This is a genomic window from Alitiscatomonas sp. (genome assembly GCF_037242085.1).
Lineage (GTDB): Bacteria > Bacillota > Clostridia > Lachnospirales > Lachnospiraceae > Alitiscatomonas > Alitiscatomonas aceti.
Genome location: NZ_JAXXBR010000083.1, coordinates 1 through 24,921, shown reverse-complemented (window position 1 = coordinate 24,921; position 24,921 = coordinate 1). Strand labels below are relative to the sequence as shown.

38 protein-coding genes and 1 other RNA gene are annotated in these 24,921 nt (G+C 47.6%); 2 read left to right on the top strand and 37 right to left on the bottom strand.

Annotated features, from left to right (window positions below):
* Positions 1 to 79: 79 nt before the first annotated feature.
* From WIH05_RS08370 to WIH05_RS08220, 31 genes are all read right to left on the bottom strand, one after another.
* Positions 80 to 487, bottom strand: coding sequence for a hypothetical protein (locus tag WIH05_RS08370; RefSeq protein WP_337425241.1), 408 nt, complete (start codon positions 485 to 487; stop codon positions 80 to 82).
* Positions 488 to 502: 15 nt separating this feature from the next.
* Positions 503 to 943, bottom strand: coding sequence for a phage tail tube protein (locus tag WIH05_RS08365; protein WP_100931875.1), 441 nt, complete (start codon positions 941 to 943; stop codon positions 503 to 505).
* A gap of 13 nt (positions 944 to 956) precedes the next feature.
* Entirely contained in the window at positions 957 to 1,931 is a 975-nt protein-coding gene (locus tag WIH05_RS08360) for a phage tail sheath subtilisin-like domain-containing protein (RefSeq protein WP_337425240.1), read from the bottom strand.
* Positions 1,932 to 2,026: 95 nt separating this feature from the next.
* Positions 2,027 to 2,485 (bottom strand): DUF6838 family protein, encoded by a 459-nt coding sequence (locus WIH05_RS08355; protein WP_100931877.1) that lies wholly within the window; start codon positions 2,483 to 2,485, stop codon positions 2,027 to 2,029.
* Between the two features lie 9 nt (positions 2,486 to 2,494).
* On the bottom strand, positions 2,495 to 2,893 hold the full coding sequence (locus tag WIH05_RS08350; RefSeq protein WP_227731822.1) for an HK97 gp10 family phage protein: 399 nt from the start codon (positions 2,891 to 2,893) through the stop codon (positions 2,495 to 2,497).
* Positions 2,893 to 3,255 (bottom strand): hypothetical protein, encoded by a 363-nt coding sequence (locus WIH05_RS08345; protein ID WP_227731824.1) that lies wholly within the window; start codon positions 3,253 to 3,255, stop codon positions 2,893 to 2,895. The genes WIH05_RS08350 and WIH05_RS08345 overlap by 1 nt, the downstream gene beginning before the upstream one ends.
* Complete coding sequence (locus WIH05_RS08340; protein WP_227731826.1) at positions 3,242 to 3,616, bottom strand: translation initiation factor 2; 375 nt, start codon at positions 3,614 to 3,616, stop codon at positions 3,242 to 3,244. The genes WIH05_RS08345 and WIH05_RS08340 overlap by 14 nt, the downstream gene beginning before the upstream one ends.
* Positions 3,617 to 3,626: 10 nt before the next feature.
* A complete protein-coding gene (locus tag WIH05_RS08335; RefSeq protein ID WP_227731828.1) occupies positions 3,627 to 3,974 on the bottom strand; it encodes a hypothetical protein in 348 nt (115 codons plus the stop codon).
* Positions 3,975 to 3,987: 13 nt separating this feature from the next.
* A complete protein-coding gene (locus WIH05_RS08330) occupies positions 3,988 to 4,920 on the bottom strand; it encodes a hypothetical protein (RefSeq protein WP_227731831.1) in 933 nt (310 codons plus the stop codon).
* 14 nt (positions 4,921 to 4,934) lie between these two features.
* A complete protein-coding gene (locus tag WIH05_RS08325; RefSeq protein ID WP_227731832.1) occupies positions 4,935 to 5,606 on the bottom strand; it encodes a DUF4355 domain-containing protein in 672 nt (223 codons plus the stop codon).
* A 120-nt stretch (positions 5,607 to 5,726) separates the two neighbouring features.
* Complete coding sequence (locus WIH05_RS08320) at positions 5,727 to 5,936, bottom strand: hypothetical protein (protein WP_009297045.1); 210 nt, start codon at positions 5,934 to 5,936, stop codon at positions 5,727 to 5,729.
* Positions 5,936 to 7,384 (bottom strand): minor capsid protein, encoded by a 1,449-nt coding sequence (locus tag WIH05_RS08315; protein ID WP_227731836.1) that lies wholly within the window; start codon positions 7,382 to 7,384, stop codon positions 5,936 to 5,938. Before WIH05_RS08315 ends, WIH05_RS08320 begins: the two co-directional genes overlap by 1 nt.
* Complete coding sequence (locus WIH05_RS08310) at positions 7,362 to 8,756, bottom strand: phage portal protein (protein WP_227731838.1); 1,395 nt, start codon at positions 8,754 to 8,756, stop codon at positions 7,362 to 7,364. Before WIH05_RS08310 ends, WIH05_RS08315 begins: the two co-directional genes overlap by 23 nt.
* 15 nt (positions 8,757 to 8,771) lie before the next feature.
* On the bottom strand, positions 8,772 to 10,529 hold the full coding sequence (gene terL / locus WIH05_RS08305) for a phage terminase large subunit (RefSeq protein ID WP_227731840.1): 1,758 nt from the start codon (positions 10,527 to 10,529) through the stop codon (positions 8,772 to 8,774).
* A 278-nt stretch (positions 10,530 to 10,807) separates the two neighbouring features.
* Positions 10,808 to 11,368, bottom strand: coding sequence for a transcription termination/antitermination NusG family protein (locus WIH05_RS08300; RefSeq protein ID WP_227731842.1), 561 nt, complete (start codon positions 11,366 to 11,368; stop codon positions 10,808 to 10,810).
* 3 nt (positions 11,369 to 11,371) lie between these two features.
* Positions 11,372 to 11,932 (bottom strand): phage protein Gp27 family protein, encoded by a 561-nt coding sequence (locus tag WIH05_RS08295; protein WP_227731844.1) that lies wholly within the window; start codon positions 11,930 to 11,932, stop codon positions 11,372 to 11,374.
* Positions 11,932 to 12,270: a hypothetical protein gene (locus WIH05_RS08290; RefSeq protein ID WP_009297051.1), complete on the bottom strand. Its 339-nt coding sequence runs from the start codon at positions 12,268 to 12,270 to the stop codon at positions 11,932 to 11,934. Before WIH05_RS08290 ends, WIH05_RS08295 begins: the two co-directional genes overlap by 1 nt.
* On the bottom strand, positions 12,267 to 12,644 hold the full coding sequence (locus tag WIH05_RS08285) for a hypothetical protein (protein ID WP_009297052.1): 378 nt from the start codon (positions 12,642 to 12,644) through the stop codon (positions 12,267 to 12,269). Before WIH05_RS08285 ends, WIH05_RS08290 begins: the two co-directional genes overlap by 4 nt.
* A 107-nt stretch (positions 12,645 to 12,751) precedes the next feature.
* The gene (locus WIH05_RS08280; protein ID WP_009297053.1) at positions 12,752 to 13,078 is read right to left on the bottom strand and encodes a Mor transcription activator family protein; all 327 of its coding nucleotides are present in this window, start codon (positions 13,076 to 13,078) and stop codon (positions 12,752 to 12,754) included.
* Positions 13,038 to 13,568, bottom strand: a complete 531-nt coding sequence (locus tag WIH05_RS08275; RefSeq protein ID WP_227731846.1) for a regulatory protein GemA — start codon at positions 13,566 to 13,568, stop codon at positions 13,038 to 13,040. Before WIH05_RS08275 ends, WIH05_RS08280 begins: the two co-directional genes overlap by 41 nt.
* Positions 13,569 to 13,587: 19 nt before the next feature.
* Positions 13,588 to 14,232, bottom strand: coding sequence for a hypothetical protein (locus WIH05_RS08270; protein WP_227731848.1), 645 nt, complete (start codon positions 14,230 to 14,232; stop codon positions 13,588 to 13,590).
* Positions 14,232 to 14,474 carry an AbrB/MazE/SpoVT family DNA-binding domain-containing protein gene (locus WIH05_RS08265; protein WP_227731850.1) on the bottom strand — a complete coding sequence of 81 codons (243 nt, stop codon included), beginning with the start codon at positions 14,472 to 14,474 and terminating at the stop codon, positions 14,232 to 14,234. Before WIH05_RS08265 ends, WIH05_RS08270 begins: the two co-directional genes overlap by 1 nt.
* 99 nt (positions 14,475 to 14,573) lie before the next feature.
* On the bottom strand, positions 14,574 to 14,954 hold the full coding sequence (locus tag WIH05_RS08260) for an addiction module toxin RelE (protein ID WP_337425239.1): 381 nt from the start codon (positions 14,952 to 14,954) through the stop codon (positions 14,574 to 14,576).
* 11 nt (positions 14,955 to 14,965) lie between these two features.
* The gene (locus WIH05_RS08255; protein WP_009297058.1) at positions 14,966 to 15,235 is read right to left on the bottom strand and encodes a hypothetical protein; all 270 of its coding nucleotides are present in this window, start codon (positions 15,233 to 15,235) and stop codon (positions 14,966 to 14,968) included.
* Position 15,236: 1 nt separating this feature from the next.
* Positions 15,237 to 15,410: a hypothetical protein gene (locus WIH05_RS08250; protein ID WP_227731854.1), complete on the bottom strand. Its 174-nt coding sequence runs from the start codon at positions 15,408 to 15,410 to the stop codon at positions 15,237 to 15,239.
* A complete protein-coding gene (locus WIH05_RS08245) occupies positions 15,407 to 15,583 on the bottom strand; it encodes a hypothetical protein (protein ID WP_009297061.1) in 177 nt (58 codons plus the stop codon). The genes WIH05_RS08250 and WIH05_RS08245 overlap by 4 nt, the downstream gene beginning before the upstream one ends.
* Positions 15,584 to 15,677: 94 nt before the next feature.
* A complete protein-coding gene (locus tag WIH05_RS08240; RefSeq protein ID WP_227731855.1) occupies positions 15,678 to 15,986 on the bottom strand; it encodes a hypothetical protein in 309 nt (102 codons plus the stop codon).
* A 25-nt stretch (positions 15,987 to 16,011) separates the two neighbouring features.
* Positions 16,012 to 16,971, bottom strand: a complete 960-nt coding sequence (locus tag WIH05_RS08235) for an AAA family ATPase (protein WP_227731857.1) — start codon at positions 16,969 to 16,971, stop codon at positions 16,012 to 16,014.
* Positions 16,968 to 18,917, bottom strand: coding sequence for a Mu transposase C-terminal domain-containing protein (locus WIH05_RS08230; RefSeq protein ID WP_227731859.1), 1,950 nt, complete (start codon positions 18,915 to 18,917; stop codon positions 16,968 to 16,970). The genes WIH05_RS08235 and WIH05_RS08230 overlap by 4 nt, the downstream gene beginning before the upstream one ends.
* A gap of 17 nt (positions 18,918 to 18,934) precedes the next feature.
* Positions 18,935 to 18,999: hammerhead ribozyme type II (locus WIH05_RS08225), an RNA gene on the bottom strand.
* 3 nt (positions 19,000 to 19,002) lie between these two features.
* Entirely contained in the window at positions 19,003 to 19,233 is a 231-nt protein-coding gene (locus WIH05_RS08220; RefSeq protein WP_227731860.1) for a helix-turn-helix transcriptional regulator, read from the bottom strand.
* Between the two features lie 192 nt (positions 19,234 to 19,425).
* On the opposite strand from WIH05_RS08220, the gene WIH05_RS08215 reads away from it, so the two are divergent.
* Positions 19,426 to 19,767: a helix-turn-helix transcriptional regulator gene (locus WIH05_RS08215; protein WP_009297071.1), complete on the top strand. Its 342-nt coding sequence runs from the start codon at positions 19,426 to 19,428 to the stop codon at positions 19,765 to 19,767.
* A gap of 466 nt (positions 19,768 to 20,233) precedes the next feature.
* Here the strand turns inward: WIH05_RS08215 and WIH05_RS08210 are convergent, their stop codons facing one another.
* Both WIH05_RS08210 and WIH05_RS08205 read right to left on the bottom strand, forming a co-directional pair.
* The gene (locus WIH05_RS08210; protein WP_337425238.1) at positions 20,234 to 20,845 is read right to left on the bottom strand and encodes a hypothetical protein; all 612 of its coding nucleotides are present in this window, start codon (positions 20,843 to 20,845) and stop codon (positions 20,234 to 20,236) included.
* Complete coding sequence (locus tag WIH05_RS08205) at positions 20,791 to 22,209, bottom strand: serine/threonine-protein kinase (RefSeq protein WP_022272757.1); 1,419 nt, start codon at positions 22,207 to 22,209, stop codon at positions 20,791 to 20,793. The genes WIH05_RS08210 and WIH05_RS08205 overlap by 55 nt, the downstream gene beginning before the upstream one ends.
* Positions 22,210 to 22,394: 185 nt before the next feature.
* Between WIH05_RS08205 and WIH05_RS08200 the strand changes: the two genes are divergently transcribed.
* Complete coding sequence (locus WIH05_RS08200; RefSeq protein WP_022272758.1) at positions 22,395 to 23,171, top strand: adaptor protein MecA; 777 nt, start codon at positions 22,395 to 22,397, stop codon at positions 23,169 to 23,171.
* 66 nt (positions 23,172 to 23,237) lie between these two features.
* Here the strand turns inward: WIH05_RS08200 and WIH05_RS08195 are convergent, their stop codons facing one another.
* The 4 genes from WIH05_RS08195 to rpsF form a co-directional block, all read right to left on the bottom strand.
* Positions 23,238 to 23,444, bottom strand: a complete 207-nt coding sequence (locus WIH05_RS08195; RefSeq protein WP_022272759.1) for a DUF1858 domain-containing protein — start codon at positions 23,442 to 23,444, stop codon at positions 23,238 to 23,240.
* A gap of 214 nt (positions 23,445 to 23,658) precedes the next feature.
* Positions 23,659 to 23,925, bottom strand: a complete 267-nt coding sequence (rpsR, locus tag WIH05_RS08190; protein ID WP_022272760.1) for a 30S ribosomal protein S18 — start codon at positions 23,923 to 23,925, stop codon at positions 23,659 to 23,661.
* 22 nt (positions 23,926 to 23,947) lie between these two features.
* Positions 23,948 to 24,439, bottom strand: a complete 492-nt coding sequence (locus WIH05_RS08185; protein WP_022272761.1) for a single-stranded DNA-binding protein — start codon at positions 24,437 to 24,439, stop codon at positions 23,948 to 23,950.
* 18 nt (positions 24,440 to 24,457) lie between these two features.
* A complete protein-coding gene (gene rpsF / locus WIH05_RS08180; RefSeq protein ID WP_022272762.1) occupies positions 24,458 to 24,745 on the bottom strand; it encodes a 30S ribosomal protein S6 in 288 nt (95 codons plus the stop codon).
* Between the last annotated feature and the right edge of the window lie 176 nt (positions 24,746 to 24,921).

Genomic DNA, 24,921 nt, shown 5'->3' with positions numbered 1-24,921 from the left:
AGGCTCAGATTCAGGATATATTCAGGTGTGATTCCCTTCTGCAGATAAAAGTGCAGGAAATAGGTTTCTCCGTCTCGGCTTATGAGTTTTTTAATTCTTCAACCACAGTGACCTTCTTATTTCCGAGTACACCGGAAAGCTTCATGATCTCTGTAGCGATTTCTGTTATCTCGCTCATTTCAAAGATATTCACCACTTCCGGATATGTCTGGATCAGTCCCTGATTCATCATCTCCTGTGCGACTTCTTTTAAGTTCGGTTCCACAACGGCCAGATAAATCGTATATTTATCTGCCGCATTCGGATCGTTCTCATCTTCGATTTCCGTACACTCTACGATTTCAGGATAATCCAGGTTACGGATTTTAATATTTTCATCCAAGCTCGGAATATGTAATGTGCGGTATTTTCTGCCCTTTTTCTCCTGAAAGCGCTTGATCGCCTTGTTAGTAAAACTCTTAAATACCTCGCTCTTATCTTTATCCATGACTGTTTCCTCCTCTTATGCTGCAATCTGATCCAGGTTCTGCAGATCAGACGGTGTGAAGCCGATGCTGGTTTCTTCCTCGACAATTCCGCCTTTTTCCCAGTTGACCACCGGAAGTTCAGTGTGCCATACATTGTTAGCTGACCAGCGCTCTGTCTGTCCATTCACGGCATCCGGATCTTTCAGTTTTGCAATAATCTGGCAGCGCACATCCTTGCCCTTCTTCCAGCTTTCCAGGATCGCTTTTGCCCTGGTATAAACCTTTTTTACGGTATAGGAGCCTTCTCCCTTTAATCCGGTAATCTTAGAGTCCACATCAATGCCGATCTGGACATCTTCACGGTTGGCCGTTACCTTTAACTCGATCTTAGAAAATTCAAAGATTTTCTCGCCATCGATCCAAAGCTCTCCCCAGGTACCGGAAAGAGTTTTGTTGCCTCTGATACTCTCTGCCATTGTCATTCCCTCCTTACATGTTTACTGTCATTTTCAGATCTTCCATGGCATCCACAAATTTCACGTTGCTGGTCACAAAGACCTTGCTTCCCGTATTTGCTTCGGCCACCGCCGTATCATCCATTTCTGATGTGTCAGTGCCCCGTCCTTCCAGGTAATTCCTCTGGGCATCTACATCTACAGATACGGTATTGTCATAACTGCGATCCAGGACATCCCCAAGAAGCTCCTTATGGTAAGAGCTGATGGCTGCCACAAACATCTGCTTGTTGTCATAGTCATTGATGACTTTGCCCACATAATACTTTTCAAATGTATCCCGGATATCATCCATGTAGAGATCCATGCCCTCCACGATCTTGATCTTCCGAAAATCTTCCGTTTTAGTGGCAGTAAAGGAAGTCAGGCTGTTCACACCGCGCCCAATCTTATACTGGCTGCCATCAAAGGTAAGGATCAGTTCGCCTGCATCGATCCGCTCATTCGGATCATCCGGCACTTCTGCCGAAGAAACATCGTTCAAAACATAAAAGGTACTGCTTCTGGAAAGAGACAGTCCAGCAAGGATTCCTGCGATTCGCGCACAGTATTCCGCTGCAGTATGCTTTTTCCCGGTAACAGATGAGGTAATGTTCTCTGTGGTAAAGTTGATAATTCCCTCATGATCTCCCGCATAATGGGGAAGAACTACCTTGAAGGTCTTCTTTTCATCATTGCGGTACTGCTTGATCCAGGCTCCGATCATCGTAGTATCTGCCGCCTTAATTCCAGGGATGCACAGATAATTCCATTTTAAGTCCTTTAACTTCTTCAGAACCGCATTGTAGCTTTCTACATTGGTGGCCACTCTCATGGCGATCACTTTTGAAGGCGCTCCTTCATAGATCAGCTTCAGATAATTGTAGTTATCCTCCGTCCACTGAGTGAAATCCACATCATCCACTTTGTTGTAAACATTCTGTTCTTCACCTTCCGTGTCATCTTTCAAGATAACCGCCACAATTCCTCTGGCACTGCGCTCAATAGCACTAACGCCTTTTGACTGGAAGATAAAGTTAAAATTTGGTAATCCCAGACTCATGTTTACTCACTCTCCTTTTTCAGTGATACTCCCAGCTCCTCCATCCGGTCATTTGTAACCTTCTGTTCTTCGGAGTGCCGGAAATTGATAGTAAAAATGTAGTGGAGAACGTGATCCACTACATTGATGTCCGCATTCCCGATGGTGATCTTCCTATCGCCAAACGAAAGCACCGGACGAATGGCTGCGTCAATTTCAGCAGCTTTAATGAGATAAGTATTATTGCTTTCACCCTTCTCATGGTAGGTAACATCCACCATGACGCTCATGTCCGTGTAAATCCCATCCACAGTTACAGGACTCCCTGGCTTCAAATCCACAAAATACCAGGTTTTAGGCTGTTCCACTCCATGGGCCGGGTCTGTACTTTTGATCTCTTCAAAAAAGACATCTGTATCCGGATCTATCTTCTTTAAGACACGGATCAGCGCGTCTTTTATCTGCAATACTGGATTTTCCATCATTTCTCCTTAAACCAAATCATGCGTATTTAAAAAATCAGCCAACCAGGCCCGCAAGTAATCTGGAAGCTTCCGATCCATTTCCTGCAGAGACACCTCCAACATATGAGCGCCTTTTTTAAAGCCGCCGCCCTTCATGCGATGCCCATACTCCACAGGCTCTGCATATTCCACATTATTGTAAATTTCAATATAGTAGGTGTCTCCCCGTTTTTCGATAGTTCCCAAGTTCCAGGCATCCCGTAAACGTCCAGTCTGAACCGGAGTCAGTTCTTTTGCTTTTCCAAGCGCCTGCTCCGCAATGTCAATGACCATTTGTTTAAATTCTTCCGGGTATTGCCGGTCTATGATCTGGGCCAGGTTCTTTTCCCACTCATCCAATCCGTCAAAGGTATATTCTGTACTCATCAGACCACCGGATTATCCAGACGAACTGGAACATTATTGTGGGACGGCTGCCGTTCAGCAGCTCCAGCCAAAGCTTCTATAACCTTTCCAAGCCGGGAAATTACCAGGAAATCATTTTCCAGGATGTCGATCTCCGGCCTTACAAAAAGGCTGTATGAAGTATCTGCAGATGCCGTGGAGCTGCTCTGTGCCAACGCTCCGCCGCTGTGGGAAGATAGCGCACATGGAACATCCTGATACATCATCTTCCCTTCCGTACCGCTTTTAAAAACACTTTCACCAGATGGTAAAGTATCTTTAAAAGGTCGGTAAACGGTCACTGTATCCCAGTAGGTCTCTGCCAGAATATCAGCTTCCTGCATGGTTATCCTTTGGCAAGCGCATTTTCTTATAGTGGTTTAAGGATGTCTCATAATTCTTCATGAAGTCCACCGTGGCGCTCCTGGAAGCGCTTGGATCGCGGTAAGAAATCGTTGTGTCTCCACGGGTGACGGATGATGTTTCTTTTCCTGTGGAGACCAGCAGATCTGCCTTTAACATATCCTCGGCAATCTGGGCTGCAGTTCCTTCCAGACGTTCCGGAAGATCTTCTCTACAGCAGTAAATCAGGATCTTATCTACCGCCCGGCGCACATATCTCCTTGCCGAGCTTTCTTCCGTTTCTGACATTTTCATGTTATCCATGACTTCGGCTACAATCCTGTTTTCCTGTTCACTTGCCATGCAATCCCTCCTACTTTTTCCTTGCTGTCTGGCTTTTCTCAGCAGTTTCCTGGTTCTGTTTCAGGGCCACTTCAAGCTGATCTTTCGTGCCGTCCAGTTCCTGTTTCAGAGTGGCATTTTCTTTCAGGGCCACCTCAAGCTGGTCTTTCGCACCATCCAGTTCCTGTTTCAGCGCAGCGTTCTGGCTTCTGGTCGTTGCCAGTTCCTCCTTCAGTTCCTTTTCCGCTGCAGTTGCTTCGTTTTCCGGAGCCGCTTTCTTTGCGGCCCCTTCTCTGACAAATCCCTGGCTTTCCAATGCCAGCGCTACAACTTCAGACTCTGTCTGTTTCACTACATTGTCGCGTCTTAAAGTAATCATCCCACATCTCCTCCTATGACAGTTCTTCCTTTACGTTGGTAAAGCAGGTCTTGATCTGCTGATCCGGAATCCAGATATCATGGTACTTACGGTAATCCATCGCATAAGCTCTTGCCTTCTGGTTTGTCTCCGGATCAAAGATTCTCATCTTATCTGTCTTGGACACCGCTACAGGGGCTTTTCTCGGCGTGATGATCCAGTTAATGTTCTTGCTGGATGCCGTTGCTGCAAATCCACCATCTTCCTGCCCGCTGGTTTTTCCATCTTTGAACAGGTATTCGGTCTTCATTCTCTCGGAACCAACCGAAATCAGCGGATGCTGTCCATCCAGGCTCTTAACCTTAAAGCTTACATCTCCCTGCTTAAAATCTGTCACATCCAGCTTTTTGGACAGTTTATCACTCATGGAGAGGATTGCTGCCACCATGCGGCTGATGGTAATTACCAGTGGAGTATTATCTCCAACGATTTCCTGAACCGTTGCAATGTCATAATACAGTTTCTGAAGAATGGTATCTTCCGCCGGAACATATCCACCAGATGCTGTTTTCGCTTTGATGCAGGCCGCCGCGATCGTGCTGTAACGGTAAGCATCAATCTCCGGGATCACTTTGGTTCTCTGGAATTCTCCCATTACAGTAGCCGCGGTCAGCGCGAAGTTGGTCTCATCCACTGCATTCTCATCAAAGCTGAAGGAGCGTCCTCTGTCCTGAGTCATTGTTTTAGTCTGATACTTGAAGTTTACTCCACCGGCTACAAAACCGTTCTGGCGGTCATAATCAGCCAAACCGTCCATAGAAAGCTCCGGGATCTTGACCTCTGATCCACCGTTATATTTCACCAGGTTGGAATTGACTTCCATCCAGCCGGAAGTAGCCTGTTCTACTGCAGCCTTATCCAGTTCACTCTGAATGACCGCTGCTGTCTGAATTGTATTTACGCTCATGTCTCATATCCTCCTTATAATCCTCTGATATTTCTTGCGATCTGATCTCTTAACATATTTTCTGCGCTTGCTGCATTGCCAAGGCCCTCCGGAGTCTTTCCACGAAGTCTGGATTCCACCGCCGTCTGAAGACTTCCCTTGAAGGTCTCTGTTAATTTTGACAGACTCTTTTCCATAGCCTCTTCACTGGTATAATCCAGCAGTTCAGCCAGGCCGACCGGATAACCATCCTTTTCCAGGGATGCCGTTGCCTTTTTCTGCAGATCACTCTTTAAGAGCTTCGCCTGCAGTTCTGCGATCTGCTCATCTTTCTTTTTCTGTTCCTCGGCAGCCTTTTCCTCCGGGCTTAACTTGGCCTGTCTCTTTGCTTCTTCTGCCTGAGCTTCCCAGTCCTGCTTTGCTTTTTCAATGGCTGCATCCATATCCGCCTGGCTGAAGGATTTATCCTCCGTTTTACCTGCAGGCGGCTCTGTTCCTTTTTCAGCAGCCTTTTCTTCTGCTCCAGGTTCCTTTTTCTCCTGCTTGGCACCGAAAAGACCGTCAAGAAATTCCTTAAAAGCAGATGCTTTCTCCCGGTTTCCGGTTTCCGCACCTGCGGCCTGTCCCGCCGCTCCCGTAGATGTTCCTGCCGATGTAGTTGCTGCGGTTTCAGTTGTCTGAGTGCTGGTGGTCATTTCTCCATCCATTTTCATGTCCTCCTTGAATTTTTGTATAACAAAAACACCCTCTAACGCTGGTTAAAAGGTGTTTAAGCTCCATTTAAACGTAATTTTTTGTAATTTAATAGGCACCCTTTCGGGTGCCCATCATGCTTTCTTTTTCTGCATATCTCTGCAAAAATCCTCTTTGTAGTTGTTTGTTCCCAGAGCCGATTGCCTTATAACCGCTCCCGGTATCCCATCCGGATATGTATCACATTTTGCATAGCCATGATATCTGGTGCATGAGTTACAGGCGCTGTCAAATGCCTTTGGTGCTTCCCACCACCGTCTATCAGAATATGGTTTCTTTTCCATTACAGCTCCTCCATGTAGATTGTATGTCCATCAACTCTGGTAACAATAAATGATGATCCACGCTCAAAAAGAATTTCCTTCTCTGTCGAATTGTACTTTCGTATATCTCGACCATTCTTTGACTGAATTACATACTGTATTTGGAAACTATCATCATATACCTCGGTTGAAGATGATAAATACTCATTAAAGATCTTCAGTTCTCCCGGAACATAAGATTCAACAAACTCATCCACATCCAGAATTCCGAAATCTGAAAGCGACCGTTTTACCGTTCCCTCATACTTCGGCATCTTCTGAAGTGCGGAATCCATTGCCTTTATGGACTGTTCTTCCTGCTTCGTCAGTTTTTCTCCCCTGCGGAGTTTGTCATTCCAAACGTAAGAAGAACTGCTTATGTAACTATTCATAGCATGTTGCTCCGCGTCTGTCAACGGTTCCGCAGGCTCTTTTGCCTTTTCTTTTACATAGCGTTTTTTCCATTCTTCAAACTTTGGATTGTCTTTCAATTGGTTAGCGCCGTCCTTCAGTGCAAACATATCAATCCGTGGCTTTGCTCTGGTAGTACATTTACAGTTCGGGTGAATCGGCGGCAGATTGACTCCCGCCTCGGCCTCAGATAACTTAAATGCCTGACCATTTAAAGCCTGGCATATCTCACAGCCACCTCCCAAGAAAATGTATTCCTCAATTCCAAGTTCCTGATAGGACTGCATCTGGCCTTGATTAGAAAAGTAACTGCTTTCTGTTCTCACCAGGCGCTCCGCATTTTTACGCCCCCGGTGCATCACATCATCTATGGATTTTGCCATTTTCTGGACGCTGGCCCCGGACATGAAGCCCATGGTCAGTTCCCTTCTGGCAAGAGCCGCCAGCTTATCCGTATCCTCCCACAGCGCCTGGGAATAATTTTTCCCTGACCACGGAAACTCCAGAATACGCTTCAGCATCTTCTCATCAACCTTCGCCACCGTAAAGCCTACTCCCATGATGCTCTGAATATCATAGCAGCTACGGTAATAATTGGTTTTAAACATATCACCAAGAAGATCTGTCAGCTTTGTTTCCGTGTCTCCGGCCAGGTTTATCATCTGCATGTAAATCTGTGAAAGAAGCTGCTCTTTTCTGCTGATCCTGGACTTTGCAGACAGCGTATTTAACTCCAATAGCGTCCTGGAATCCGTCTGGGCCTCGGTCACATACTTATCCATGCTCTTTCTCCAACGGCTGTATTCCTCGCCGGACAGGAGCTTTTCTGCTTCCGCGTTATCCAGTTTGTTATCCTGGGCATACTTCTGGAACATGGCATTGATCTCATTTTCCAGTTGGTTGGCCGTCTCATCATAAAGATCCATGATATCCCTGGCATAGGTGTCGGTTTCCTTGGCATTTCTCAGAACCCTTTCCTTGGCCCGTTCAATCCATTCATTCCGTTCTCTCTGACTCATCTACGCCCTCCGCAGCCATTCCTGCAGTCACGCCATTCTGCTGGCTTTCAAATGCTTTGGCAAAATTTTCATAGGTGCCGAATTCGTCAACATCCTTGTTTTTTTCTTCCTCCAACTTTTCCATCTCATCATGGACATTTTCCACCCATGGCAGCATCTGCAGCCTTGACTCCGTGGAAAGCAGTCCTGAGAGCTGCGTTGCGATCTGTGTCAGCTCCAGATTGTTTTCCGGTTTGTTTCTGCGGAACTTCGGAGTGATGTCCTTATAATCATAATGGCCGCCCTTGATATTCAGGATATTGGTAATCAACTCAATCCGGCGCTGCAGCCCCTTTTTGAACTTCCGTTCTTTCATGGCACATAACTGCTCCAATCCCCAGAGCTTATAAGCGATTGCTACTCCAGAAAGGTTACCGCCAAACGACTCATCACATAAATGCGGAACATGGGACATGGTATGGATATCCTCCCGCAGCCGGTTCTTAAAATTCTCCATTGCGGTATCATCCACCTGTTTCAGCAACCACTGGACATCTCCTCCATCATCCAGAATGATCGCACCTTTTTCCTTCATGTCCTTGACATCATCACTGCTCACATCTCCCAGCTTCAGGATCTTTAAAATAGCATCATCGTTATACTGGAAGTAATTCGCTGTATTGCTCTGGGCCTTATTGTAAGCATCAATCTCTGTGATAACGCCCTCAAAATCTCCCCGGCGCTCCTCATTATTGATGTACTCCACAAAGGGGACATCCTGCCAATAATGTTCCTCAATCGCTTCCAGGTTCAAATACCCGTTATTGAATGACCGGAAGCGAAGAACCTGGTACGCATTCCAGAACTCCACCTTCAAGATCACATTCTTATCTTTATCGACAGACCGGACGCTCCTGATCGCCGCCATAGGCTGGGCATGGCCGCTGTCACTCTCATAAATCATGGTCAGATCAGACGGCGCCACCTTTGCAAAACGGATCTGCGCGTCCTCATCAAGATATAACATTTCAAAGCAGCTCCCACAGATGCTGCATTGTTTAGCCAGCTCCATGTTATGATCCTGCTCATCGTTATAATCAAAAATATCCTGAACCGTCTGCAGATAGGCATCATCCTGGGAGTTATAGACAACCGGCTGCCCAACAAAATAACTGGTTGCCGTATCCGTGATGTACTTCGCCATGTTATTAACCAGACGGTTGTTCGGTGCTGTACTGTCTTTCTTGGTCTCTGAAAGAATTCGGTGCTGCCCCACGTAGTAATCAGTCAACATCCCATATTTCAGATCCATCAGGTTTTCATCTATGATCTCCCGAATATCTTTTTCTGTCAGGCTTTCTGCAGAAACCCTGTCCATATAAATAACCGGCATAATATACCGCCTCCTTTACAATCCAGCCGCTCTCCTGTCCATGATCCGGAACCGCTTGCTTTTCTTGGCGATTGTCCGGCAGCCTTCCAGAGCATCCGGGCCATCATCATGAGCACCCATCGGGAAGTGGAACATCTGCTCCAGGAGCCGTTTATGCTTTTTATTGAATTTGATGTAGTGGTTCTTTACATCTGGCTGCATGGTCTGAATTCTCATGGTCTTATCACTGGTCTGCGGTACTTCTTCAATCGGGAGGTAAAGACCGGCCCTGGCGGATGCCTTGGCCAGTTCCTCTTTTAAGAACCACTGGAACTGTACAGTCTCGGCACCGAACTTTTTATAGCCCCGTCCAAAATCACGCTTCAGCCAGCGTTCTTTCTCCAGGATATCCGTGATGATACGATCCGGGTGCCTCCGTTCAATATCCGCATCCAGCACATACATGTAACCTGTAACTTTGCTTTTCGCCAGTGTGATGATCGCAGAAAAGTCGCTTTTCTTGGTTTTTCCAAGGGAAGGATCGACAAAGCCAAAGAACTGAAAATCCTTGTCCTTGAAGTCCATTTCTGCTTCGTTGTAGTAGTCGAACCATTCCTCGTTGAAAACACAGTCTTCCGGGTTGATCGGTTCATTCTGTTCCTCAGAGTTAAAGGAAGCCTCTCCCTCTGTCACCTTCATGACCATCAGATCATAGTAAGAGAGTTTTTCCTCCCAGAGAACTTCTGTCCCGGCCAGCATCTTTTCCCGGTGCGCTTCAAAGAACTTTCGTGCATTTTCCTCATGGTTTTCATCAGACAGGTCAGTGAAGATATTTTCCCACTCCTGCCACAGGTCTGCCTCCGGCGAAAATGATATAACTGCCCGGTACTTAATTGCCTTGTATCCAGGGTTTTTAAGAGTATTCGCCAGTAAGCTGTCATAATGGAGCAGGGTTCCGATATAGACAATATCTGTATAATCATCACCGGCCTTGGAAACTGCTTTTTTAAACCAGCTATCCAACTTCGCCCGCTGCTCCGGTGTCCGGACATTTTCATCATTCTCAATATCATCCAGAATCAGCAGATCCGGTCTCCAGTTCCGGTGCTTCCTGCCTCGGATCTTCTTGCCGGAGCCAATCGCCTCCACCTTGATATTGGTGCTGGTCACCAGAACATTGCTCCTCCAGACTTTTCCGGTCAGATCTCCAAAATCTTCCCGGATCGCTTCGTTTTCTTCAAACTCCACACGGATGTTATCCAGGAAGCCCTCCGCCTGATCCGAACTATCGGAGATAATGATCGGATAATGCTTATACCCATATACAACAGCGTGGATCGTTCCTTTAAACGTCAGACTGGTAGACTTGGCATGTCCACGGGGAGCTGCCACTACACGCTTGCAGCCATTCATCCGGCTGATCTGCTTGACCAGCTTCGGTGTGCTTGGTGTAAGTCCTTTTAAGACTCCATCCTGCCAGATAGCATCCAATTCCCGATGGAACTCCGGAGACGGTCTGGAAAAATAATGTGGAAAGTAGGCCCTTCCGAAGAACTCCATATCAACAGCACCAAGCCGCTGCCGGATTCCGCCTTTTCCAGTCAGCGCCGCGCCCGCTTCATAATCTTTCCTGATTCGGACACGTTCTGGCGAATCGTCCCTGTTTAAAAATATTTTTAAAAGACCAGAAAGATCGTTTAAGGCATTCTCCTGTTCTTCGTAGTAACTTTTGCTCTCCGCTTCCGCCATTGCGCTGATCAGCGCCTTCAGACTTGCATCTTTTCCTCTCCGCATGACCTTTCACCTCTGTCCCGCTTCTTTTCCTGTTCAAATTCGCCCCATACGGCTCATTTTGCCTTTATGTGGTAATTTCCCCGACCGCAGACCTTTAAACGGTTTTAAACGGCTTCCTAACGCTTTTAAAAGGGGAATAACAGGCAAAGAGAAAAGGAACCGGACAGAGGAAGTCAAAAGGCCGGGCTTCGCCACCCGACCAGCGTCCTTTTCTGCTCAGTTCCTTTTCTTTATGCCTGCATCCCGAACACAGCCGGGACGAATCAACCGGTCATGTTTTAAGTCGCGTCTTGTAATAATGGCTGTGCCGCATCCTGGGAAGCATCGCTTCCAGCTTCCTGCAGCTCTCCGCCGCCTTCCACCTCGATCCCAAGCTGCACCTGTCTGGCTTCGCCGCAGATCGTAATTTCAAAAGTTGCCTTCCGGCTTCTTTTATCCCACTTTAAAACTCTGTTTTCTAACTGCTTTAAAACTCCGCTGATGACAGTGATACCACCACTTCTGTCTTCCCTTACCAGAGTCGGTTCCAGAGGCTCTCCACTGCCGGAAAGGATTCTGATCCATTCAGCTTCCAGATAGGACAGTGTCGATGGTGCCTTACTGTCTCCCAGGAACCGGATCACTCCCGGAACCTCTTTTACCCGGTAATAGTTTCTGGCTGTGAAATCCATATCCAGGAACACGTATCCTGGGAACAGAATATATTCCTTTTTTGTCCATGCCCCACCAGACCGGATGGGACGGTTTTCAATGGGAACCTCGGCTCGGATTGCCTGATTTTTCAGTTTCCTTGCAATTCCGCTTTCTTCTCCAGTTTTAACCTGAATCACATACCACACAGCCTATCCCTCCATTCCTTCGCTTTTTTTCTTATTGAGGTAAGCGCTGACCCGATGGTACAATTCCGGATCGTCCTTTGCCATGGTCTCAAATACCATGCTCTGAACAGCTTCCAGTCCCGCCTCATAGTTTTCTTTGTTCTGTACTTCGATCCGCTTCTTATAAGCAGCAGCGCGGATCAGACCGTTTGTTTCCTTGATGAGCTTCTCGATAGGAACTTCTTTCATCTGTTCCTCATCCACATTGGTCAGGGCATTTAAAACGTGGTGGCTCGCCAGCCGGATCAGGGCTTCTGAAGTATCCAGATCCGGATAACGGTTCATTTCATCCATCAGCATGGAGAAATTGTTCTGGGCCACGTTGATCATCTCTACCGTGGCCAGATACTTCCTTGCGTAGGTGCAGATAGCCATCTGGCTCATCTCCTCACCATTCGCCTTCAGGAAGGCAACGATCTCTTTGTAAGTGCAGCCAGTAAGGAGCATCTGCTCCACGGTGTCTTTAAGCTCCGGCGGCAGTCTGTCCACCTTCCCTGTGCTGCGTCTTCTGCGTTCCTGTTCCATCAGCCGTCCAGATCAACCATTTCATCCGTGATGCCACCGCCAAGGAGCCGGATGCCCTTGCCGGTTACTTTTGCTTCCAGCGTCTGATATTCCACATCGGCCAGATTAGCCGGTTCCCTGCTTTCCATATCACGCAGATAGATGTATCCTTCCTCATGGAGAAAATTCACGGAATCGATGAACTCCTGACGCTCAATCCCCTCCGCTTTTAAACCTTTTTCAACACTTCTTAAAGCATTGTACTTTTCCCGGAGCAGGTTGATTGTCATGAGTACCCTGCCGTTATTCACCATAAAAGCTCCTGCCCGGAGTCTTCTCTTTTCCTGTTCTCTGTTCATTGTGAACCTCCATTTCTTGTCATTTCGATCATCATATTTAACATCTGTTCCACTTTCCGATCCACCTTATTGATCTCACGAATGAAATCATCCTTTGTCAGGTAATTCTGCCGGATCTCCTTAATCTCCTTCTGGCACCCATCAAAATCCTTGCTGTGAGTCTCCTTGGGTGTATAATCCTCACGGATCTTATTGATGTCTTTTTTTAATTCGTCTGTGGTTTCCTTCAGATCTGCTTTTGTTACAGAATCCCGTTCTATTTTTTGAAGCTGCTGGACTGTGCAGTCCAACTGGTTCATGGTTCTTTTTAAAAAATATGAGATTACGCCAATACCCAACGTAATGGCGGTTGTTATGATCCATCCTTCATCCATCCAGTAATTCCTCCAATAAAAAAAGATACACTCATGTTTCTGACACAAGTGTACCTCTTAGTCCCGTGAACTGTCTTTTGAAGCACTTCACTAATTTACTTCACTTTTTAAAATGCTTCCGGATAATCATAGATGCTCATCTGACCCTCCATGTCATCATCCAGATTATCCAGTTTTCCGAACAGGATAAATCTCACCCAGCGCTCGGTAAGTCCATATTTCGCGGCAAGCTCTCTATAATTTCCTCCGTCAAATTCTTCCCGGATCTTCTGATCCCGTGCCGCCCGTTCCAGGCTCTCTGCCTTCGGAATATAGATTGTAGTGCCGCCAAAAGCCCGGACAAGGCTTTTAAACCCGTCCAGGCCCACCAGTTCTACCATCTTTCTCTGATCTTCATCCAGGTTTTCTATCTTCACATGGTCTAACAATCCCATCGCTGGCCGCCTCCTTCCGTTCCAGGCTTTTTAAATACCCTTTTAAAACTTCAATCAGGGTATTTCCCTGGCTGAAGGTGAGCCATGCAAAGGGATTCTTCGCAATAGCGTCTACATGCAATTCTTTCTTAATAACCGCGCACAGCCTGTCTCCCAGTAGAACCTCATTCGGACTCTTATCGCGTTTCTTCAGTTCGTACATCAAAGCCCAGATTTTCTTCTGCTGGCCGCTGGTCACGCCTCCTGGTCTCTGTGAATGTTCCTTCGGCTTTCTGCTGGATGGTTTCGGAGCAGCGGTACCGCCCTGCAGATCCTCCAGCCTTTTGATCACCGCCATGGCCTCCTGGTAGGAAAGTTCCTTTATGGAATCCTTACCTGTAACGCCAGACACCAGTATATGAAGCTCATCTTCACTTCCATTTCCGGTTATTCCCAAAGCATGACCTATAGCATAGATTTTCTTCATCTGGAATGATTCTATCTTTCGCATTTACCGTTGCTCCTTCCTGCTATTTTTCCGCCTCTACTGTTACCTTGATTCCTTCATCCACGAATATGGCTGCCCGGATCACTTCCACCGCTTCCTGCGGTGTGCCTCCCCATTCTGCCGCTTTTAATATCTGCAGCATCCATTCCCAGTTGATCACTTCGGATGCCAGGTAAGCCCAGTCACTGGCTTCCTGTTCTGAAAGGCCCACCAGCTTCATCAGGGTTTCTGTGTCCTTTTCATACTTGCCTTTCAGTTTCTTTTTCAGCGTTCTCTGGATCTTCTCATCCTTTGTGATGGCGCTGATCGTAGCGTCCAGGCTGCCCTCGGTGAAATTCCCCATATACATCATGGAAAAAAGCCGCTTTGCCGGGGCTGACATACTATAAGAAACATCTTCTTTTACAAAGTCCTTGAAGACATCCCCCAGGAGCTTCTTTACCATTGTCATGGAGATTGGCTTCACGGTCTCACTGTTTCCGACCACCACTTTGGAATTTTCGCTTCCCCAATATTCTACGGTTTTACTCTTCGTGTCCCGGAGATCATCCGTGGCCTGCTTCTCGAACCAGGCTTTGATTGTTTCCATTTCACCTTTAACGGCAGCCATCTGGCGGTCTAACTCGGCCAGACGGTCAACCTTCTTTTTTACTTCCACCACATCCATTATTCTTCAAATTCCTCCCTAATCTTTTCTGCACATCCGCGGCAGATCTCAATACCGCAGACCGTTTTAACATCGTCCACTGTTCCGCAGAAGTGGCAGGTTGGGACATGCTTACGGATATGTACCCCATCCTCATCTGCTTCAATATCTACTGGAACACCCGGAAGAATGCCAGTCTCCTGGCGGAGCTGACGCGGAAGTGTAACCGCGCCACTCTTGGCTACTCTCTTGCTTACAGTCATGATAGACCTCCTCTCCCGCTCTGCATTTCATGGGCTTGCGACCATCGCCTTACCGGCGGCTGCATTAAGAGGGGCAAGCGCCCCTGGAATATCTTGCGTTTATAGCTTCATAATAGAATCCGATATTTTGCACACATCCCGGACAGTTACTTCCTTCCCAGACTTCTTGGTTTCTTCATGAAGCTTTTTTATCTCCGCAGTTATTTTCATAAGCTTAAAGACTCCCACCTGTTCTGAAGTGATTGGAAGCACATCAGTTCCGGCTGTAACTAATGTGAGGGCATTATGAAACCAAAACACATCCATCGGATTCATGAGATTGATTTCTTTATCAAATTGTTCGGCTGCTTCCTTAGCAAACTTTCTCCGGTTCAATCTCGGTTTGTCTGGCGGCAGGAGCCCTTGTTCCTGAAGTTCCTTTTTGACTTTCGCTTTGAGTGCTTTCTCTTTATTGGTCAGGCGTTTTGACTTGGCTGGCATCTTCTCTCCTCCTACTGGATTTTTCTACCGTACCGGAATCCGGTGCTGTGCTTTTGAATCCGGCAGATCAGGGAAAATGTTGCCTTTATCTTCGCCTTCTCATCCCAGCAGTCTGCCTCCATGCTGTAAACCATCAGCTCTTTTCCGCTGTCCCGGATGTAAACCGTCTCCTCATAATGGCGTTCCAGCTCCGGTGCTGAATACTGTTCACCATACCAGCGAATACGCAGGTCAGAGCCTACGCAGCGCGGTTCAAAGTACATTTCTTCTCTTTGTACCATCTCATTCACCCGCCTTTCTGACCTCGGTATACCGCTTCACAGAACCGTCCAGCATCCGCTTCGTCACAATTCTGGCTCTCCTGCACTGAAGCAGGCGAAAGCAGACCCTTACCTCGTTCCACTCTCTTTCCAGATCTTCCGGCATTGGCATAGCCTTCTTTTCCATGACCTTCATAGTCGCTCCTTCCTGAAAGTTCTTGTCTTCCCTGTTCTTTTAAGGAGCGCGGCCCGGCTGACTACCACCAGCTCCACCGGCGTATCCTTCACGATCAGCCAGTTCTCCGGTACCAGCCCTTTCCCCTGCAGGAACTTCTTCTGGGCCAGTGTCGGCTTCTTTCCGTTCTTCACGCTGCACTTACCTCCTTATTCAGTTTTACCTCACTCTGCCTTTATCCGGGCTTGTGACCGGCATCCTTCCGGATGGCTGCATTAAGGTAGGGCTTTACAGCCCCGGATTTTCCCTGTACCGGATGAGCATGTGCTCGGTGGTTACGGTGATCGGCGGGAGTGAACTCTCCCTTCCGTCACGGTACCCTTTCATCCATGCCCGGTCATGTTCGATTTTCACCCGCATCTGAATACCGATCATCCATCCGCTAAATCCCGCCAGAAACATCAGAAATACCACAACCAGGCTTCCGGCCACTCCGACCTTACCCGCTGCGATCAGTGCCGCCATTCCCCCGGCGGCTACCGTTCCAAGTGCGATCCCTGTCATCATCATCTTTGCTTTTCCTGTCATGTACTTCATTGCATTTACCTCCGTTTGATTGATTTTATAAATAGATTCCCAGCGGGCCTGTTACTTTCTGCAGACCTTCCAGGGAAACATCCTGGTTATTGGCGGCTGCTGTGAATACGTTTACCATGCCGCGCACTCCCCACTTACTGTGGCCGACATTGTAGAGGTATGTCAGCTCTGGTGTCATTCCTTTCTCCACCAGGGAAGGGAATAGCTTCTCAACGTCTTCTTTGGTTACATTCGTAGCCCGGTACCGCCCGTGGAGCTTCGTCCGGTTAAACTGCTGTGAGAAGATCGCCTCCTGTCTTCCAAGCATCTTGTTGTAGACCTCATCGTTTCCAATCAGTGCGATTCCGATGCCAGGCTTTCCAGTGATCGGGTCTTCATCCACCCAGCCTCTGATTTCTTCCAGTGCCATGAACTTCAGGTTCTGGGCCTCATCAATAATCAGGACATTATCAGCACTTCTCAGCCGTTCACGGATTGAAATGGAAAGATCTTCTGTTCTCTGGTTTTCCGATATCTTCAATGCCCTTGCGATCATCCTTAAAAGGCTTCTTACAGAGCTGGTACTCGGTGTGGTGCTGATATAGATCGCCGTTGCCGGATTGTCCCGCAGGAACTTGGTAGCCGCCTTGGTCTTCCCGATCCCGGCATCTCCGTCAATAACTACGATCCCCTTCTCAAGCTGGCAGTAACGGATCATCTTGTAAATACTCTCTGAGATAGAGGTTTCTACATATCCCCGTACCGCGTTGAAAGACTCGGTCTTCTTGGCGTTTTCAGCCTGCTCCTCCTTGATCTGAAAGAATTCGCGGATCTTGCGCTCTACATCCTCTACATCGCCCTTGTCATAAACGCTGCGGCGGTACTGGCTTAATACCGCTCCGCTCAGGTTCATCATCGGGGCCAGCTTCGCCTGGCTGACTCCCGTTTCCTTCATGTACGCTTCAACTTTCGCCTGAAGTTCTGCATTATACTGTTTTCCCATCATTTACCTCCCTGCCTTTTGGCTGCATTTTCAATCATTGTGTCAAGATCGACTCCGCCGACCACTTTCTGATATACCGGTGTTTCATCTGCCCGCTGAACCTCCAGTACCTTCGGATCTGCTTTGCCTGTGTAGCTTTCTTTGTTGCGTTGTGCCTGGCGAAGTACCAGATCCAGCGCGGTAACCCGATCAGCTTCTGCGATGACCACGTTCTTTTTATATTCATTCGCGATCTTCTCCAGCTTCCTGGTCACTGCCATTCCGGCCTTCACATCATCCTTGGTAGCGCCGTATGTAAGAACCGCCGTATTATCTACCGGAACCGTCATCAAATATTTGTCTTCCAGGTTGTAGATCCGGACTTCCTTCAGGTCATTCGGATTGTACCGGAAGTATACCTTCTCACCGAAATGTCTCATCAGCAGTTCATCGTTCCAATATTCCAGGCGGCCTCCGTTGATATCCAGATGCACTCCCCGGCGGCCCACGGCCTGCGGACGGCTGCTTCTCATGAGCATCAGGTTCAATTCCTCTGCGGCTGCCACCCGGCGCTTAATCAGATGCTCATTAAACACATCCATTTTGAGCTTTCCTTTGTCTTCTGCCACCGGGCCATCGTATTCCATCATGTTGAAGTAATACTTCAGAATTGCATCCACATACTCCTGGAACTCATCGTCTGTGTAAATGGCATCTTTCTTCAGAACATATTTCAAACGCTCTGGCTTTTCCACCACGCTGCCGCCCGTGTAAGTATTGAACAGTCTGGAAAGGCCGTTCTTCACATCATTGAACCGGCGCTCAATGATCTTCGCCTTCGCATTTCGGACGATAGCATTTGTCATATTGATTCCCAGGCGTTTAAATACGCCCGGCGGTTCAAAGGTTTCCTCGCCATTCTTTGGCTTCTTCTTCCGGTGGCCAAGGCCGCCAATATCGAAGGTCAGGAACTCTCGACCGTTATCCACGTAGATGTTATCCGGGATGCCATATTCCAGGATTCCCTTTCGGAGTGCGATCAGCGTTGCCTCTGAACCTGGGTTATATGTAATGTAGTACCCTGTAAAGATTCCGCTTCTTGCATCCAGGAAGGCTGTCAGGTATGGCCTGTGCAGCTTTCCTGACTTATCCCTCACCATTACATCGAAGGTGTGGTTATCAGCGATCCACCACTCATTGCTCTGCATCTCATCATAAATACGTTTGATGTATGGAGCGCAGCGATCATTGAATGCCTTGTGTCCCTCGCGGCCCAGAACCTTAACTCCCTCCGGAACACTTTTCAGTCTCCGGTAAAAAGAAGGATAGGCCGGAATCTGCGTATACAGATCCGGACGCTTTTCCTGCGCCCACATCTTTGTGTACTCCAGGCACTTGGTTACCGGATGCTGGGCCTCGTCCAGATAGTAATACAGGAAAGCCTGCCATATCGTTTCATCTATGGAGCTTGTCCCTTTCTTCCATTTGTTCCGCTTATCAACCAACGCCTTCATATCATCAGCCTTCACGGCATTCCATTTTCTGTAAAGCGTATCTACTGATATGCTCCGCTCTGGATGTTCCAGGCTGCAGAGCGTTACGAACTTTTTATCTACTTCAGCCAGGGAAGTAACTCCCGGCATCTTTCTATATGATTGCCAGCGCTTGGTGAGGTCGATCCAGAAATCAATTTCCTTCCGCTCGTCCTCAGTAAACTCATCAATTGCGGCCTTCTCCACTTCCGGCTCTGGCTGCTTTATTTCTTCCGGAGGATTTTCTGCAATCAGTTGATAATACTTGTGCTGCAGTTCCTCATCCAACGCATCCAGCGGTACCAGGTAAGTTTTCCGGTTTTTGCTATTAACAGTCTCTACCGCCTTTAATTTCCCATCTTGTATAATTTTCTTAATATAACGTGGACTGCAGCCTTTTACCTCTGCAACCTGCTTCGCTGTCAGCATCTGCGCCATACATTTCCACCACCTTTTTCGGCCTGTCCTCATCAGATGCAGGAGGCTATCCCTGCATGACCGGTCTCTGCCGGTTTCGACTCTTTTAAACGCTATTTAAAAAGTCTTTAAAATCATCCATGTTACCGCCCAGCTCCTGGATCAGCGGAATGATAAACTTCTTTCCTGATGGCTTCCCTGTGATAGCCTCACTGATCCTGGCCTGGTGTGTTCCCATCCCTGCGGCCAGTTCTCTCTGGCTGATGCCTCTTTCCAGCATCCTGGTTTTTGTCCATAAGGCAAACTCAGCGAAATTTCGTACTTTTCTGTTCTTCATTCTGCCTGCCCTCCTAACGTATTCCGTTATAAAATTCTGTATCAGCGATACAAAATAACCTATTCCGTTATCGGATTCTGTGCTATAATCGGTCTTGTATAATTGATACATTATTATAATAATCCTCATTTGAGGATTTGTCAATTAGAATTGAGGATTTTTTATATTCATGCGAGGATTGTTGGAGGGGCTATGACTATAAATGAGCGTTTTTTTAAATTATTAGATGAGAAAAAGGTTTCCCAGAAAGATTTTTGCGAAGCAACGGGCATTCCGAAGCAAACCGTCAGCGGTTGGAAAAATAGAAAAACTGATCCGCCAGCATCGCTGATTCCTACTATCGCAGCATACTTTGGTATCACATCTGACTTTTTGCTTACCGGGAAAGATGAATGCAATCAGGCAGATCTTGAACTTAATGACACATCTACTCAGCAACTCCTGAAATACTTTTCTTCACTTTCTGAAGTGGAAAAGAATATTGTTCTGGGAAAAGCGGCTGAATTTTATCTGAAATCTTTGTCTGAGGATTGATAGTCCTCACATGAGTATCATTGACCTTTTTTTCATATTATGATATATTCTTAGTGCATTTACCACCTTGCTGGACTGCCTACCAGCAATAAAAAAAAGGGCCGCGTCAATTAACTGACCGGCTCTTTTTTGGTTCCCATTAACTGGTTCCCATTAAGTTCTCATTTTCACTTTTATAATTGCTTTTAAATTTTATTGTTTTAAACGGTCTTTTAAAACCTTTCAAATGCCGAAAACCCTTGAATTATCAATACTTTCTCCCGTTTCCGCATTTTAATTTTAAAAATTTTAAAAGGCTTTAAACCCCCGCTTTTTATTGAGCTTTCTTCCCTCCATTTTCAGGCATTTCTATGATTTTTCGTTTTTCAATGTGAATTCTGGTTCCCATTAAAATTTTAAGGGGTAAAAAGGATCTATAAGCCTAAAAAAGCCCCTATTCACGGGATTTCTCACCGTGTAAGGGACTTTAAGGGTTTATAAGGGTTCGTTGGTTCCCATTATTGCAGGTTATTCGATAATCCACAGCGTCCGCTGAAAACGGAATCCGTCTGGAAAGGATGCCAAAACGTCTCCAAAACTCTTTTCTGGTCTCATCGCTGCCAAAAACGGCCAGATACTGCCAGCTCTCTTTTTCCGTCCGCTCCCTTTCCATGGCGAACTCCCGGAGATTTTCCTGCTGCCATTCGCTGAAGGAGGCCACCACGAACTGTTTTTCGCAGCGCAGAAACTCTGCGTTATCTCCCTCCTCCAGCACGCCGAAATCGATCAGAATATCGTCGTACCCGGCTCCCAGGGCCATGGCAAGCTCCCTGGGACCGGCATGCTTAAAATAATCTGCCTCCAGGACCCGGTAGGCAGAGCTCTCCCGCACCATTCCCGTGCAGACCTTCTCCAGCCGTTCCAGGTCGCCTGTGCTGTTCCACTCCATAAGAGCCGCCCGTCTTCTCCTGTAACCGGCCAGATAATTGAGCAGCATAATGGAAAAATGCGTACAGCCCACGCTGTGTCCTGCCGCCGCGATCCCTATGAGCCTGGTCTTCTGGTCCAGAAGCCCCTGCGTCTCTTTTTTCTTTCCCATGTTTTCATTCCTCCTGTTCCAGTGGTCATGATCTCCCTAAAACAGGCCGCAGCATCCCGATCTTCCTTCAGTGGATTTGCAAAAAACGGCAGATAAAAACATGGAACCCCCTTAAGGTCGTCCGGCAGCTTCATGCGGAGGTCCTCCGACATATGATTAAACAGGAGGATACACCTTCCGCGGCTTAAAAAGTATCTGGATGCAGCCAGTGTGCGGGCAGTCTCCCACCACTTCCCTCCGCATACCAGTACAAAAAAGTCCGCCTCCGGCAGCGTCTCCTGTCCCTGCCAGGCCGTTCCTATGTCCTTAATGATAATTGGAAAATAACGATATGGCATTTTTACTGTTCTGCCATAGTATGGACGGATATGTAAGGATCCGATGTGGAATACGCCGGCGCCGTCCGGTCTTGCTTTTGTATTTCTCATGAACAGCCGGACAGCATCCGTATCGTATTCTTCCTGATACAATGCTGGATACCCGTTTCGGGTCAAGAAAGTTGATATGCCAAAGGCTGCATGGGTCGTTCCGATCCCAGGCCTGGCCCCGGCAAATACGATGGTCAGAGATTCTATTGCATGTTTTTCTGATAGAACGGTCTTTAATTCACAAAGCGCCTGCTCCACTTTCCCTGCGTTCTGGTAGCGCCCATCCTTTTCTGCGGCCATACACCCGCGGATGATCCGGTCCAGCTCCCAGGTATCGCTTCTGTCCCCGAGACAAAAGCCGTTCCCGGGCGGTTCTCCCCGGCACATATAATATAAGAGCGCACCAATGGCGTAAACGTCCGTCCGGCAGTCCAGGGGCTCTCCCCGGTACTGCTCCGGCGCTGCAAACCCTATGGTCCCATAACGTTCCCCGAAAGCGGTCACATCCTCTGCATACTGCGCGTGGTCAAAATCAATAAGCCTCACTGCTCCATTACAGACCAGAAGGTTCTTTGGCTGAAGGTCAAGATATAAAATGGGATTATCTGCTGTATTCATGAACTGGATCAAACGGCACACCTGAATTCCGATTTCAGCCGCCGTTTTCATTGACAGACTGCCCAGGCGTTTCACCAGGGCATATAAAGATTCGCCTTCCAGATATTCTTCGATAAGATAACTGTTTGTCAGGTCCTCTTCCACGTCGTATACAAGAGGGATCCCAGGATGGCGGAGCGTTTTTAAGAACAGGGCCTCCTTTCTGAAGGTTTCATAGTCGGCCATGGTCTTTGGAACGATCTTCACCGCACGGTATTCCTCCAGCTCTGTATGCCAGGCCAGAAAGACATTCCCGGAGCGGCCAGCGCCCAGCTTCCTGCACAGACGGTATTTACCAAACAGAACGTGTTCTCCGATCTTTGCACCTCCCTTCGGCAATACAATCTCTGACCTTTATTTTAATACAAGATCTGACCTTTTACAACAGGATTCTTCTATTCCTTAAAATTTTAATAATTTTTCCACATATCATTGCCAAATCGGAATAGGATATAGTATATTATAAGCGTAAAAGTGTATCTTTTCGCCATTCACATATATCTATACAGACAGGAAGTGATCCAATGAAAATAGAACGTATCAATGAAAACCAGATCCGCTGTACCCTCAGCAATTTTGACTTAAGCGTGCGGAACGTCAATCTGAATGAGCTGGCTTACGGAAGTGAAAAGGCCAGAAACCTGTTCCGCGAAATGATCCAGCGCGCCTCCAGGGAGGTGGGCTTTGAGGCAGAGGATATCCCGCTGATGGTGGAGGCCATCCCCATGGCCAACGACAGCGTCATGCTCATCATCACAAAGATCGAGGATCCCGAGGAGCTGGACACCCGCTTCTCTAAATTTTCCGCAGCCGATGAGGACGACGATCCCTCTGTGGGAAATCTGACCGCAGAGCTCCTGGACGGCGCGGACGCCCTTTTAAGCCTCCTGGGAAGCCAGAACCCCGGCCAGGGTGAAGGAGCAAAAGCCGCCCCGGCTGTATCTGATAAAAATGCACAGGCCCAGAAGGCCGCCAAGGCTCCCGACGGAGAGCTTCCGGATCCCGCCCGATACATCCGCTTCTATCAGTTTGACTCCTTAGACCAGGTCTGTGCCGCCGCCAGAGAGACCGGATCCGTTTTCTCCGGTTCCAGCGTCCTCTATAAAAACCCGCAGAGCGGAAGGTATTATCTGGTATTAAAAAAAGAAAGCTCCGATGAGCTTTCCTTCAGCCGTACCTGTAATCTTCTTTCCGAGTACGGGACCCGGCTCCGCCAGGACCCGGCGGCCGAGGCCTATTATGCCGAGCATTATGAGGTGATCGTGAAGCAGAACACCCTGGCAGCTTTGGCAAAGATCTGAGTATAAATAAAAAAATATGCAAAAGGCTGCCGGAATATGAATCGGCAGCCTTTTTATGGCATAAAACTACGCGTTTTTCTGCGCAAAGTACTCGTTCAGGGCATTTACAAGCTGCTCGCAGCTGATGCCGTGTACAACACAAGCCTCTTCCAGAGATTCCATCTGGGAAGACGGGCAGCCAACACAGTGCATTCCAGCAGCCATCAGGATATTGGCGGTATTGATATCTGCACGGAGCAGTTCTCCCATAAGTGTTTCCTTTGTTACCTGCATGAACAGTTCCTCCTTCTAATACTTTTGTACTGCTACACAAAAAGTATAATACTTTTCGTTTCACTTGGCAAGGCGGATTTTATATAAAGGGGCTGCTAAATTCTGCATGGCCGCCGGATCCTCCCGGAAATCGTTCCGCTCTGTCCGGAGCATGCCCACTGACCGCAAAAAGCCCCGGAAACACCAGGCTTCCAGGGCTGTCACATGTCAGATATTATTCACATGTATAGGGCATAAGAGCTAAATGTCTTGCTCTCTTGATCGCAACAGTTAAAGCTCTCTGGTGCTTTGCACAGTTGCCGGTGATTCTTCTGGGAAGGATCTTGCCTCTCTCAGATACGTATCTCTTTAACTTGTTTACGTCCTTGTAATCGATCTCGCCGTTCTTATCGCCGCAGAATACGCAGACTTTTTTTCTTCTATGCATGCCGCCTCTTCTTACTCTGGAAGAATCGGATTTGCCGTCTTTATTAAATGCCATTTTTAATTACCTCCTGTCAGAATTAATTGAATGGAAGTCCTTCGTCCTCGACTCCATCAGGAATATTCATAAATCCGTCGCCGATGGCACTGGACGGAGCAGGTCTTGTCCCCTGCTGGTAGCTGCTGCGGTTATTGTTTCCGCCATAGCTTCCGCCGCCAAAGCCGCTGTCGCCGCCCTGGTTCTTGCTGTCGGCAAACTCCTGGTCCTCTACGATCACATCGGTCGTATAGACCTTCTGGCCATCCTTATTTACATAGCTGCCGGTCTGGATCCTGCCGGACACCAGCACGCGCATGCCCTGGCGGAAATACTTTTCAGCAAATTCGCCGGCGCGGTCAAAGGCTACGATATTGATAAAATCCGCAGTCTGACCCTGGTCTCCATCCTGGCTTCTTCTGCCTCTCCGGTCAACGGCCAGCGTATATCTGGCAATGGCCATGGAACGCTCGCCCTGGGAATAACGCACTTCGGGATCTCTGGTCAATCTACCCATAAGGATAACTTTATTCATATAATCACACTTTCTTTATTAAGCGTCCTGTCTTACGCAAAGGTAACGGATCACAGACTCCATGATGCGGACATGTGCCTCTACCTCGTTCGGGCAGTTGGAATCACCTTCAAAATGAATGAAGTAGTAGAATCCCTCTTTCATTTTCTGGATCTCATAAGCAAGCTTTTTCTTGCCCCATTCATCCACATCTGTAACAGTTCCGCCGAAACGGGTGATATAGCCTTTCACCTTCTCCAGAGCGGCTGTTCTCTCATCGTCCTCAAGCTTTGCGCTCAGAACAACTGCTAATTCGTATTTGTTCATAGTTTCTTTCCCTCCTTGTGGTCTCTGGCCCCCGCTTTTCAGTAACGAGAGCAAGGAATTAATATGTCACAGGTAATTATCATAACAAATGCGCGGGGAAAATGCAAGCGTTTTCTTCTTGTTGTTTGTGTCAAGTAATCGTTGGCAACTTACCCACTTCATTTTTTCCTTATGAT